This is a genomic window from Streptomyces bluensis (assembly GCF_014650715.1).
GTDB lineage: Bacteria > Actinomycetota > Actinomycetes > Streptomycetales > Streptomycetaceae > Streptomyces > Streptomyces bluensis.
The window spans coordinates 16,806-30,080 of the sequence record NZ_BMVM01000003.1; the positions used below are offsets into that span (position 1 = coordinate 16,806).

Sequence of the window (13,275 nt, forward strand, 5' to 3'; positions counted from 1 at the left end):
GCGCTCTGCGTCCCGTCCCACCCCGTTCCCGTCCCGGAGGGCCTGGACGCTTCCCCTGTGCATGGTCCGACTGCGCCGACACCGCAGAGCGTCAGAGGGCGCTGCCCGGCCTGGGCAGGGGCTTGCCGTACCAGAGTTCGATCAGGCGGGCCGCGATCGAGATGCCGTAGGGCGGCAGCACCTCCCCGGACTCGAAAGCGGCCCGTAGCTCCTCGCGCGAGAACCAGCGTGCCTCGTGGATCTCGTCGCCGTCGACGGTGATGTCGGTCGAGGTGGCGCGAGCCAGGAAGCCCAGCATGAGGCTGGAGGGGAAGGGCCAGGGCTGGCTGGCGATGTACTCGACCGGGCCGACGGTGATGCCCGCCTCCTCGAAGACCTCGCGCCGCACGGACTGCTCGATGGACTCGCCGGGCTCGACGAAGCCGGCGAGGGTGGAGAACCGGCCCTCGGGCCAGTGCACCTGCCGGCCCAGCAGGATCCGGTCCTCGTCGTCCGTGACCGCCATGATCACCGCCGGGTCGGTGCGCGGGTAGTGCTCGGCGCCGCAGGCCGGGCAGCGGCGGATGTGGCCGGCCGCCGCGATGACGGTGCGCTCGCCGCAGCGCGAGCAGAAGCGGTGGGTGCGCTGCCAGTTCTCCAGGCCCACCGCGTGCACCATGAGGCCCGCGTCGCGCGCCGACAGCAGCAGGCCCGCCTCCCGCAGTCCCGCCGGACGCGCGGACTGGTCCATCCGGCCCGGGAGCGCGTCCTTCTGGAGTGCGAAATAGGCCACACCCTCGTCGTCGATGCCCAGGAAGTAGCGGTGGGCCTCGGTGAGCGGGGCCTCGAAGGACGGGGTCATGACGAGTTCGGTGGTGCCCTCCTCCGTCTCGTCGATGAGGACCTGGCCGCCCGACACCACGAAGCAGCGTGTCGTCGGGTGGCTCCACGCCGCCGCGAGCCAGGCCTCGTCGAGGCGGTGGTGGGCGGCCCGGTCGATGCCGCTCGGGGCGGTGAGGGAGATGGGGCGGTCGGCGGTGTGGTCGGTCCAGGTGGTCACAGGTGCTTCCAACTCCCCCAGGGGAACGGTTGTTTCAGCGGGCGGTTCGGCAGGGTCTGCGGCAGCGGGTGCGGCAGGCGGGTGCGCTGGGCGTCGGGGGCCTTCTTCAGTGTGTCTCTTGCCCGTTTCCAGCCAGCTCGCCCCACAGGTGGGCGCTGGTTTCGACGCCTTTGAGAAGAAGATCGAGCTCGACCTTCTCGTTCGGAGCGTGCCAGCCGTCCGAGGGGACCGAGACGCCCAGGAAGAGCACGGGGGCGCCGAGGACGTCCTGGAGGTCGGCCGCGGGCCCTGAACCGCCTGTGCGCGTGAAGCGGACGGGCTGCTCGAAGGCTCGGCCCATGGCGCGTACGACGGACTGCAGGGCGGGGTGGTCCAGGGGCGTCAGACAGGGCCGGGTGGCCGGGCCGAAGGTGATCTCGCAGCGGATCCCCGCGGGCACCTGGTCGGCCGCCCACGCGCGGACGGCCTTCTCGATGCGGTCCGGGTCCTGGCCCGCGACCAGCCGGAAGGACAGCTTCACCAGGGCCGAAGACGGGATGATCGTCTTGCTGCCGGGGCCCTGGTAGCCGCCGCCGATGCCGTTTACCTCGGCGGTGGGGCGGGCCCAGAGGCGCTCCAGAGTGGTGTATCCGGCCTCTCCGCAGGTGGCCGCGGACTTGGCCGTGCGCAGCCAGCTCTCCTCGTCGAAGGGGAGCTCCGCGAAGAGTTCGCGCTCGCGGTCGGTGAGCTCGATGACGCCGTCGTAGAAGCCCGGGACCGTCACGCGCGCGTGCTCGTCGTGGAGGGCGGCGACCAGCCGGGCGGCGGCGGTGGCCGGGTTGGGCACGGCGCCGCCGAAGGCGCCGGAGTGGATGTCCTGGGCGGGCCCGTGCAGCTCGATCTCGCACTCGGCGAGGCCGCGCATGCCGGTGCACACGGTGGGGGTGTCCTCGGCCCACATGCCGGTGTCGGAGACGATGACGGCGTCGGCGGCGAGCCGGTCGGCGTGCTCCTCGACGAGGGCGCGGAAGTGCGGGGACCCGGACTCCTCCTCGCCCTCGACCAGCATTTTCAGGTGGACGGCCGGCGTGGTGCGGCCGGTGGCGGCGAGATGGGCGCGGACACCGAGTGTGTGGAAGAACACCTGGCCCTTGTCGTCGGCGGCCCCGCGCGCGTGGAGGCGGTTCCCACGGATCACCGGCTCGAAGGGATCCGTGTCCCAGCCGTCCTCGCGGGCGGCGGGCTGCACGTCGTGGTGCCCGTAGACGAGGACCGTGGGTGCCTCGGGGTCGTCGGAGGGCCACTCGGCGAACACGGCGGGGGCTCCGGGCGTCTCCCAGACCTCGGCAGCGGGGAAGCCCGTCTCCCTGAGCTTGGCGGCGAGCCAGTCGGCGCTGCGCCGCACGTCCGCCGCGTGCTCGGGCTGGGCGGACACCGACGGTATGCGAAGCCATTCCGCGAGGTCGTCGAGGAAGGAGGCGCGGTGGTTCTCGATGTACGTACGGACGGCGCTGACGGCACTGTCAACGGGCTGGCTCATGCTCACGAGCCTATCGGCCCGCGCCGACATGCTCGTCCGGCGGTTCGTCCGCTGCCCGCGCGCGTGGGTCCGGACCGGGTTCCTCCAGGAGCAGGCGTTCCAGTGCGGCCCGGTCGGGCAGCTTGTCGGGGCGTACGACGTCGCCGGTGCGCACGTACAGGAACGCGGCCCCGACGGACTCCAGGGGCACACCCTGCTGCTCGGCCCAGGCGAGGCGGTAGAGCGCGAGCTGGAGGGGGTCGGCGGTACGGGCGCGGCTCGTCTTCCAGTCGACGATCTCGTAGGTGATGCCGTCGCCGTCCTCGCCGGCGCCGTCCCCTTCCTTGTAGACGGCGTCGATGCGGCCGCGGACGACACGTCCGGCGATCGTGAGCTGGAAGGGGGCCTCGATGCGGTACGGCGTCCGGTGCGCGTACGGGGTGCGCTCGAAGGCGTCCTTGAGGGCCTCCAGATCGCGTTCGTCGGCGATCTCGGCCTCGGTGCCGGGCAGGTCCTCGGGTTCCAGCATGGGCAGCCGCAGTTCTTCGAAACGAGCCTCGACCCAGGCGTGGAAGCGGGTGCCCCGGCGCGCGGCGGGCTGTGGGGGGCGCGGCATGGGCCGTGCGAGCTCCTGGGCGAAGCCGTCCGGGTCGGCTGCCAGGCGCAGCAGCTGGGACGCGGTGAGCGACGGGGGCAGCGGCACGTCGGTGACGCTGCGGCGGGCGCGCAGGAGCTCTCCGGTGAGGGCGTCGAGGTCGCGGTCCCAGGAGGCGATGGCGCGGGCCTCCTCCGGGGTGAGGGGCGCCGGGTCGGCAGGGTGGGGAAGGGCTTCGGGGGCCGACGCCTGGTGCGGAATCGCGGGGCGGGCCTTCGGCCACGCGTCCCAGTCGAGGTCGTTGTCGGGATGGTCCTCGGGGTCACCCTTGGGGAGGTCGTCCGGGAGGTCGCCGTCCCCGTAAGGGGGTTCGGCCGGGGAACCGTCGTCCCTGTAAGGGGGCTCGTCCGGGAATGCGCCGTCTTCGTAGAGGGCTTCTTCGTCCTCGGGCGGGGGCGGCCAGTCCGGGTCGTCGTAGGCGTTCGGGTCGTGGGTGGCCGGGGGGTGGGTGTCCTCGGGGGAGATGCCCCTCTGCAGGTGGGCCAGTACGGTCTCCGCGGCCGCGCGGCGGCGGGCGAGGGCCTCGTCGTCCAGCGGGAGCGGCCACGCGTGGTCGGCGGCCGCCGCGTGCAGCGCGGGGTTCTCCTCGTCCTCTTCGGGTGCGTCGGCCCAGGCCTCGATCTCGCCGTACCCGGCGGCGCAGTGCTCGTACAGGGCGAGCAGGAAGTCGGACGGTCCGCGCGGGCGTTTCTGGGACGGCCCCCACCAGTGGCCGGAGCCGAGGAGCAGGGAGCGGGGGCGGGTGAACGTGACGTAGCCGAGGCGGAGTTCCTCGGTGTGCTGGTGGTCCTTCATGGCCTCGTGGAAGGCCTTCATGCCGCGGGAGTCCCATGCCCCGATGTCGGGCAGCGTGTCCGCGTCGCCGCGCAACTCGTGCGGGAGGACCTTGCTCTGGGCGGTCCATTTCTCCCGGCCGCGGTCGCTGGGGAAGGTCCCGGTGACCAGGCCGGGCACCGCCACGACGTCCCACTCCAGTCCCTTGGACTTGTGCGCGGTGAGCACCTTGACGGTGTTCTCGCCACCTGGGAGGGCGTTGTCGAGGCCCTTCTCGTACTGGGCCGCGGTACGCAGGAAGCCCAGGAAGGCCAGCAGGGTGGCGTCGGCGTCGTTGGCGGCGAAGGACGCGGCGATGTCGAGGAAGTTGGACAGCGTCTCGCGGCGGCGGGCGGCCAGGGCGTGCGGGGACGCGGAGAGCTCGACCTCCAGGCCGGTGACGGCGAGCACCCGGTGCAGGACGTCCATCAGCGGGTCGGCGAGCGAGCGGCGCAGGTCGCGCAGTTCGGCGGCGAGGCGCGCGAACCGGACGCGCGCGTCCGGTGAGAAGGGCAGGCCGTCGTCCTCCCGCTCGGCCTCGAACGGCAGCTCAAGGAACGTGTCGAGCGCGTCCGCGAGAGAGATCACCTCGGCCGGATCGACTCCTTCGACGGCCGCGGCGAGCCGCCTGTCGGGGTCGTCATCGGCCTCCACGCGCGCGTGGGGCACGAGAAGCCGGGCCCGCCGTCCCAGGAGGGCCAGGTCGCGGGCGCCGATGCGCCAGCGCGGGCCGGTGAGCAGGCGGACCAGGGAGGCGTTGGCGCCGGGGTCCTGGAGGACCTCGCAGACGGCGACGAGGTCGGCCACCTCGGGGAGGTGCAGCAGCCCGGACAGGCCCACCACCTCCACGGGGATGTCGCGGGTGACGAGGGCGCCCTGGATCTCGGCGAAGTCGGTCGCCGTACGGCACAGGACCGCGATCTCGCCGGGCTCCTTTCCGGTGCGCACGAGGTGGGCGATCGAGTCGGCGATCCAGTCGATCTCCTCGGCGTGGGTGCGCAGGAGGGCACAGCGGACCGTGCCGTCGTGTTCGGCGCCGGGGGCGGGGCGGAGGGCCTCCACGCCCGCGTGCATGGCGCGCAGGGGCTCCGCCAGGCCGTTGGCGAGGTCGAGGAGGCGGCCGCCGCTGCGGCGGTTCTCGCTGAGTGCCTGACGGGTCGCGGAGCGGCCGTCGGCGTGGGCGAAGTGCTCGGGGAAGTCGTCGAGGTTGGCCACGGAGGCGCCGCGCCAGCCGTAGATGGCCTGGCAGGGGTCGCCGACGGCGGTCACGGGGTGGCCGGTGCCACCGCCGAACAGCCCGGCGAGCAGGACGCGTTGCGCGACCGAGGTGTCCTGGTACTCGTCGAGCAGCACCACCCGGGACTCGTCCCGGAGAATGCGGCCCACTTCCGGTAGCCCGGCGAGCTGCGCCGACAGCGCGATCTGGTCGCCGAAGTCGAGGAGGTCACGCTCACGCTTGGCGGCTCGGTAACGCCCCACCAGTTCCGCGAGTTCGCGGCGCGCGGCGGCCGTGTCGGGGACCTTGCGGAGGTCGGCGTTGGTGAGTTTGGCGTTCTCCAGGTTCCGCAACAGCTCGGCGTCGTAGGCGCGCAGGTCCTCGGGTCGTACGAGGTGTTCGGCGAGTTCGGAGTCGAGGGCCAGGAGGTCGCTGACGAGGTCCGGGAAGGAGCGGGTGAGGGCCGGGTAGGGGCCGGGGGCCTCTCGCAGGACACGTGCGGCGAGTTGGTAGCGGGTGGCGTCGGCGAGGAGGCGGGAGGTGGGTTCCAGGCCGATGCGCAGGCCGTGGTCGGTCAGCAGGCGGCCCGCGAAGGCGTGGTAGGTGGAGATGACCGGCTCGCCCGGCGGGTTGTCGGGGTCGATGACGTCCGGGTCGGTGACTCCGGCCTTGACGAGTGCTTTTCGTACGCGCTCGGCGAGTTCACCGGCCGCCTTGTTGGTGAAGGTCAGGCCGAGCACCTGCTCGGGGGCGACCTGTCCGGTGCCGACGAGCCACACCACGCGCGCGGCCATCACCGTGGTCTTGCCGGAGCCGGCTCCGGCCACGATCACCTGCGGGGTGGGGGGTGCGGTGATGCAAGCCGTCTGCTCCGGGGTGAACGGGATGCCGAGGAGCTCCTTGAGCTGCTCGGGGTCGGTGATACGGGCGGACATCCCAGAGAGGCTAGCGGTGGCCACTGACACCGAGTGCCGGATCGTCCCCTGGGCGCGCAGATGCGCTGGTCAGCGCGCATGGTGCTGTGCGTCACGTGCGTTACTCGACGATGTGTCGTCCCTCCGGCCGGGCCGTGCACGACGCCCGGAACGCGCAGTGTGCGCAGTGTTGTCCCGTGGTCGGTGAGAACCGTTCGTCGAGGACCTTGCCCGCCGCGTTGGCCAGCAGCTCGCCGACCCACTCGCCCTCCAGGGGCTGCTGGGCCTGCACCTTCGGCACGGCATCGCCACCGTCCTTCTTCGCTGCCCCCTGGCGCAGTTGGACGAGTTCGGCGCCGCCCGGCTCGGGGCGCAGTCCGTCGAAGGCCTCGTCGACGGCGCCCTCGCGGACGGCGAGCTGGTAGACGGCGAGCTGCGGGTGGCGCGCCACCTCGGCGGCACTCGGCGTCTGCTTGCCGGTCTTGAAGTCGACGACATAGGCACGGCCTTCGCCGTCGGTCTCGACGCGGTCCATGGAGCCGCGGATGCGCACCTCGTAGTCGCCGGCCCCCAGGGTTACGTCGAAGTCGTGCTCGCTGGCCACCGCGGTGCGTCCGGTGCGGTCCATGACGTGCCATTTCAGGAAGCGTTCGAGCGCTACGCGCGCGTGCTCTTTCTCCTGGGCGGACTTCCAGGGCGCGTCGAAGGCGAGCGCGTTCCACACGGAGTCGAGGCGCTCCATGAGGACGGCGAGGTCGGCGGGGGTACGGCCGGAGGCGACCTCGTCGGCGAGGACGTGGACGACGTTGCCGAAGCCCTGGGCCGCGGTCGAGGGCGCGTCGGCCTTCACCTCACGGCCCAGGAACCACTGCAGGGCGCAGGTGTTGGCGAGCTGGTCGAGGGCGCTGCCGGAGAGCACGACCGGCTGGTCCCGGTTCCTCAACGGGACCCTGCTCTGAGTGGGTTCGAACATGCCCCACCAGCGGTACGGATGCGCCGAGGGCACCAGGGGACGGCCGTCCTCGTCGGCGAGCGCGGCGAGCCGGGCCAGACGGCGGGCGGCGGCCTCCCTGAGGGCGTCCGACGCGCGCGGGTCCACGGTTGTGGCGCGCAGTTCGGCGACGAGTGCGGCGACGGACAGCGGGCGGCGGGGGCGGCCGGTGACGTCCTTGGGTTCGACGCCGAGTTCGGTGAGAAAGCGGGAGGGCTGGTCCCCGTCGTCGGCGGGGGCCTTCACGGCGGTGACCACGAGGCGTTCACGCGCGCGCGTGGCGGCCACGTAGAACAGACGCCGCTCCTCCGCCAGGAGCGCGCCCGCCGTGAGCGGTTCGGCCAGTCCGTCGCGTCCGATGCGGTCGGCCTCCAGCAGAGAGCCGCGGCGGCGCAGGTCGGGCCACAGTCCCTCCTGGACGCCCGCGACGACCACCAGGCGCCACTGAAGGCCCTTGGAACGGTGCGCGGTCATCAGGTGTACGGCGTCGGGGCGTACGGCCCTCCTGGCGAGCGTGTCGGCGGCGATGTCCTCGGCCTCTATCTCCTCCAGGAAGTTGAGGGTGCCGCGCCCGCCGGTGCGCTCCTCCGCGCGCGCCGCGGTCGCGAACAGCGCGCACACGGCGTCGAGGTCGCGGTCCGCGTTGCGGCCGGCCGCGCCGCCGCGCCGGGCGGCCCATTCCAGACGCTTGGGCCACGGTGTGCCGTCCCACAGCTCCCAGAGCGCCTCTTCGGCCGTGCCGCCGTCCGCGAGGCGCCTCCGGGCCCGGCGCAGCAGTTCGCCGAGCCGCTGGGCGCCCCGCGCGTATGCCGGGTCGTGCGCGACCAGGCGCTCCGGCTCGGCCAGCGCCCGCGCCAGCAACTCGTCCGAGGGCGGCGGCACGGCGTTGCCGGCGGCCCGTTCCTCCTCGCGCAGGGCTCGGCCGAGGCGTCGCAGGTCGGCGGTGTCCATGCCCGCGAGGGGGGAGGCGAGGAGGTCGAGGGCCGTCTCGGTGTCGAGCCAGGGCGTCTGCTGTCCGGGCTCGTCGGGGCCTCGGTGCTCGCCGCTCCGTTCGGGCTCGGCGGGCCCTCCCTGCTCCCCGGGGGCCGTCTCACCGGTCTCGCCCAGCTCGGCTCGCGCGACCGCCCGCAGCGCTGTCAGCAGGGGTGCCACCGCCGGTTCGTATCGCAGCGGGAGATCGTCTCCGTCGATCTCCAGGGGTACGCCCGCCGCGGTGAGCGCCCGCCGGACCGACGGGATCGCGCGGGAGCCCGCCCGCACCAGGACCGCCATGTCGCCCCACGGGACGCCGTCCTCCAGGTGGGCGCGGCGCAGGATGTCCGCGACGTTGTCCAGCTCGGTCCCCGGCGTCGGGTACGTGTACACCTCGACGCGCCCCCCGTCCCGTACCGGCTTCAGCTCGCGGTGGGCCCGTACCTTCTCCGCCGGGAGGCGGGTCAGCGGCATGCGCTGGGTGAGCAGTCGCGTGGCCGTGAGCAGGGCGGCTCCCGAGCGGCGTGACGTCCGGAGGACCTCCACCGGAGCCGGACGGCCGTCAGCTCGGGGGAAGGCGGCCGGGAAGTCCAGGATGCCGTTCACATCGGCACCCCGGAACGTGTAGATCGACTGGTCGGGGTCGCCGAAAGCGACGAGGGTGCGGCCGTCGCCCGCGAGGGCCCGAAGCAGCCGTACCTGTGCGGGGTCGGTGTCCTGGTACTCGTCCACGTACACGGCGTCGTACTGCGCTGCGAGGCGCTCCGCGACTTCGGGGCGGCGGGCCAGGAGCACCGCGCGGTGGACCAGTTCGGCGTAGTCGAGGACACCCTGCAGGTCGAGGACGTCGAGGTATTCGGCGAGGAAGGCGGAGGCCGCGAGCCAGTCCGGGCGGCCGATACGGGCGGCGAAGCGCCGCAGGTCGGCGGGGCCCAGTCCCAGTTCGCGGCTGCGGGCCAGCACCGCGCGGACCTCGTCGGCGAAGCCGCGTGTGGTCAGGCAGGCGCGCAGCTCGTCCGGCCAGCGGACGTGCGCGAGGCCGAGGCGCTCCAGGTCGGGCTGGCCGGCGAGGAGTCCGCGGACGGCCACGTCCTGTTCGGGACCGGAGAGCAGTCGCATGGGTTCGACGAACAGGTCGCTGTCCTGGTGGGCGCGGACCAGGGCGTAGCAGAAGGAGTGGAACGTGGTCGCCCGGGGCGCTCGTGCGGCCCCGACGCGCAGGGCCATGCGGTCGCGCAGTTCCACCGCCGCCTTGCGGCTGAACGTCAGGACGAGCACCCGCTCGGGGTCCGCACCGCGCGCGATGCGGGCCCCTACGGACTCGACGAGCGTGGTGGTCTTGCCGGTGCCCGGACCTGCGAGAACGAGCAGTGGGCCGGTCGCGTGGTCAACCACGGCACGCTGGCCTGCGTCAAGAAGAGGGGGGTCCATCCTGGCCGGCGGGGTACGCACCAGTCGGTAGGCGCCACGGCTCCCCTGGCGCACCGGAGGGTGCGACGGGCGTGTGGTGGAGGAAAAGGAGCTCACGTGGTTCGCCGGTCCTGGAGGGTGTACTCGGGTTGCGCGTGGAGGGCGGTGGCCGCGGGGTGAGGGGGACAAGCGATGCCGACGCTACGCCGACGCACGGTGCGAAAGCAGGGCTTCCTTGCGTTCCCTCCCGGCCCGCGCGGCACGCGGGTCCCTCGGTCCACGAACGTACGCCATGGCACGGACGTGCCCCGCTTCCCCCGTACGAGTCACAGGACACCGCTTCGCCCGCCCGGTGCCGGAAGCTGTCAGATGTGATCCTGCGTGCGTTCGCCGCCGTCCCATCGCGCCCGCTTCATATCGACCCGCGGCACATGCCCTTCGGAGGCACGGCTCGCCTCGCGCAGGGGGGTGCCCTCGGCGCGGTAGTGCCCAAGGGCGTCCAGCTCGTGGCCCGGCAGCAGCACGCCGTCCGCGCGTATGACCCGCCACCACGGAACCGCGCCCCCGTAGAGAGCCATCACACGTCCCACCTGGCGAGGGCCGCCCTCCTCCAGCCACTCGGCGACGTCGCCGTACGTCATGACGCGCCCGGCCGGAATCATTTCGGCGACCTCAAGGACCCGCTCCGCGTAGTCCGGCAGGGTGTCCGCCGGAAGGCTCTCCTCACTCATTCGGCCCATACTGCCCGACCCCACCGACAATGGGGCGCAGTGGCGTCCGGGCCCAGCCCTCGCTCTCGCGGTGCGCTTGGGGCAGACTGTTCGCCCCCGTATTGCACCCTGATGCCCGAGTGTGTCGACAGGGCATGCCACCATCGTGCGGGCGGTGACCGGTGATACGAGACCAAGAAGAGACCATGAGGCAGCAGAGCGTGCACCCAGAAGACGCTGCGGGCACCTCTGACGCGTCGTCGCGCCCGGACCCCGCCGACGAGGGCACGACGACCGGCACGTCGCCCGCTCAGGAGACAACCGGCAAAGCACCGTCCCAGAAGACGTACGAAAAGGAGAAACAGCAGGTCGAGCGGGACGCGGAGGTCGTGGACGAGGCCTACGTCGACGAGGTCGAGGGCGACGAACCGCTGCTCCCCGCGCGCGTGCACCGTCCGTCCGACCTGATGCGACTCCTGGTGGGGGTGCTCGCGGTCGTGGTGCTCCTGGCGATCGCCGCGTTCGCCCACGGCACCACGACCGGGCTGGAACAGGACATCAACAAGGGCACCGGTCAGGCGCCCGATCTGCTGATCAAGCTCGCGGGGCTGGCGTCGAGCATCGCGATCCTCCTGGTACCGGTCGCCTTCGCGATCGAGCGGCTGATCAAGCGTGACGGGCTGCGCATCGCCGACGGCGTACTCGCGGCCGTCCTCGCGCACGGGGTGACGCTCGCCACCGACCTGTGGGTCGCCAGAGCGGCCCCGGAGTCCATCCAGGAGGCGCTCACCCAGCCCTCGCCCGGCGACATCCACGCCCTCACGGACCCGGTGCACGGCTATCTCGCACCCGTCATCGCGTACATGACGGCAGTCGGCATGTCACGCAGACCTCGCTGGCGCGCGGTGCTGTGGATCGTGCTGCTGCTCGACGCGTTCTCCATGCTGGTCACCGGGTACACGACACCGTTCTCGATCATCCTGACGGTGCTGATCGGCTGGACCGTGGCCTACGGGACGCTGTACGCGGTCGGCTCACCCAACGTACGCCCCACCGGGCGGACCCTGATGGCCGGCCTGCGGCACGTCGGCTTCAAACCCGTGAGCGCGGCCCGCGTGGAGATCCCGGACACGGCCGAGAGCGGTGACCGGGGCCGCAGGTACTTCGTGACGCTGGAGGACGGCTCGCCCCTGGACGTCACGGTGGTCGACCGGGAGCAGCAGGCGCAGGGCTTCTTCTACCGCGCCTGGCGCAACCTGACACTGCGCGGACTCGCCACCCGCCGCAGCCTCCAGTCCCTGCGCCAGGCGCTGGAACAGGAGGCCCTGCTCGCCTACGCGGCCATCGCGGCCGGCGCCAACGCACCGAAGCTGATCGCGACCTCGGAGCTCGGCCCGGACGCCGTGATGCTCGTCTACGAGCACACCGGCGGGCGCACCCTGGACTCCCTGGCCGACGAGGAGATCACCGACGATCTGCTGCACAGCACCTGGGACCAGGTGAAGGCACTGCAGTCACGGCGCATCGCGCACCGCAGGCTCGTGGGCGACGCGATAGTGGTGGATGGTTCCGGCACGGTGATCCTCACCGATCTGCGCGTCGGCGAGATCGCCGCCGGTGACCTGCTGCTGCGCATGGACGTGTCACAGCTGCTGACGACGCTCGGCCTGCGGGTGGGCGCCGAGCGCGCCGTGAGTTCGGCTGTGAGCGTCCTCGGCCCCGACGCGGTGGCCGACTGCCTGCCCCTGCTGCAGCCCATCGCACTGTCGCGTTCCACGCGCGCGACGCTGCGCAGACTGGCCCGGGAGCGGGCCGAGCGCGAGCGTGAGTCGGTCCTGGAGGCGTCCCACCTCGCCAAGCAGGCCCGCGTGGAGGAATCCCAGGCACTCGCGGCCGGCAAGCCCGCCAAGAAGGCCGTACGCGCCGAGCAGCGGGCCGAGAAGCGCGCGATCGACGAGGCCATGGAGGAGGCGCGGGAGGAGGATCTGCTCGCCCAGATCCGCCACCAGGTGCTGCTGATCAGGCCGCAGGCTCCGGTCGAACCGGCCCGCCTGGAGCGGGTCAGGCCGCGCACGCTGATCAGTTTCATCGCCGGCGCGATCGGCGCGTACTTCCTGCTGACACAGCTCGCCCACATCGAGTTCGGGCCGCTCATCCAGAACGCCGAGTGGGGCTGGGTCGCCGCGGCCGTCGCGTTCTCGGCACTGAGCTATGTCGCGGCGGCGATGAGCCTGCTGGGCTTCGTGCCCGAGCGGGTGCCGTTCCTGCGGACCGTCGCCGCGCAGGTCGCCGGGTCGTTCGTGAAGATCGTGGCGCCCGCCGCGGTGGGCGGCGTCGCCCTCAACGCGCGGTTCCTGCAGCGCTCGGGGGTGCGACCGGGGCTCGCGGTGGCCAGTGTCGGCGCGTCGCAGCTGTTCGGACTGGGCTGCCACATCCTGATGCTGCTCTCCTTCGGCTATCTGACGGGCACCGAGAAGACGCCCTCCCTGTCGCCGTCCCGCACGGTCATCGCGGGCCTGCTCACGGTCGCGGTCCTCGTACTCGTGGTGACGTCGGTGCCGTGGCTGCGGAAGTTCGTCGTCACGCGCGTGAGGTCACTGTTCGCGGGTGTCGTGCCGCGCATGCTGGACGTGCTGCAGCGACCGCAGAAACTGGTCACGGGCATCGGCGGCATGCTGCTGCTCACGGGCTGCTTCGTGATGTGTCTGGACGCGTCGATCCGGGCGTTCGGCAGCGACAACATGCCCTCCTTGAGCATCGCCAGCGTGGCGGTCGTCTTCCTCGCCGGCAACGCCCTCGGGTCCGCTGCGCCGACCCCGGGCGGTGTGGGCGCGGTCGAGGCCACCCTCACCGTCGGCCTGATCGCGGTGGGGCTCCCCAAGGAGGTCGCGGCGCCCGCCGTGCTCCTGTACCGGCTGCTCACTCTGTGGCTGCCCGTGCTGCCGGGCTGGCTGGCCTTCAACCACCTGACACGCAAGGGCTCGCTGTAGGCACGCGCGCGTGGCCGTCGGCGAACGGGTCCCTCACCCGCCCGGCCCTCGCCCCGAGCGCACCGGA

6 protein-coding genes are annotated in these 13,275 nt (G+C 72.5%); 1 reads left to right on the forward strand and 5 read right to left on the reverse strand.

The genetic code is table 11. The annotated features are described in order from the left end of the window. Positions 1-91: 91 nt before the first annotated feature. The 5 genes from nudC to IE262_RS10085 all read right to left on the reverse strand — a co-directional run bounded on the left by nudC (position 92) and on the right by IE262_RS10085 (position 10,239). Positions 92-1,039 (reverse strand): NAD(+) diphosphatase, encoded by a 948-nt coding sequence (nudC, locus tag IE262_RS10065; protein ID WP_166681537.1) that lies wholly within the window; start codon positions 1,037-1,039, stop codon positions 92-94. 106 nt (positions 1,040-1,145) lie between these two features. Beyond that, the gene (locus IE262_RS10070) at positions 1,146-2,558 is read right to left on the reverse strand and encodes a dipeptidase (protein WP_189872960.1); all 1,413 of its coding nucleotides are present in this window, start codon (positions 2,556-2,558) and stop codon (positions 1,146-1,148) included. A gap of 10 nt (positions 2,559-2,568) precedes the next feature. Then, positions 2,569-6,156, reverse strand: coding sequence for an ATP-dependent DNA helicase (locus IE262_RS10075; RefSeq protein ID WP_189872962.1), 3,588 nt, complete (start codon positions 6,154-6,156; stop codon positions 2,569-2,571). A gap of 100 nt (positions 6,157-6,256) precedes the next feature. Further along, the gene (locus tag IE262_RS10080) at positions 6,257-9,625 is read right to left on the reverse strand and encodes an ATP-dependent helicase (protein ID WP_134029492.1); all 3,369 of its coding nucleotides are present in this window, start codon (positions 9,623-9,625) and stop codon (positions 6,257-6,259) included. Between the two features lie 248 nt (positions 9,626-9,873). Beyond that, entirely contained in the window at positions 9,874-10,239 is a 366-nt protein-coding gene (locus IE262_RS10085; RefSeq protein ID WP_308432730.1) for an MGMT family protein, read from the reverse strand. Between the two features lie 185 nt (positions 10,240-10,424). Here IE262_RS10085 and IE262_RS10090 point away from each other — a divergent pair, with 185 nt between their 5' ends. Beyond that, positions 10,425-13,208: a lysylphosphatidylglycerol synthase transmembrane domain-containing protein gene (locus tag IE262_RS10090; protein WP_189872966.1), complete on the forward strand. Its 2,784-nt coding sequence runs from the start codon at positions 10,425-10,427 to the stop codon at positions 13,206-13,208. Positions 13,209-13,275: the final 67 nt, after the last annotated feature.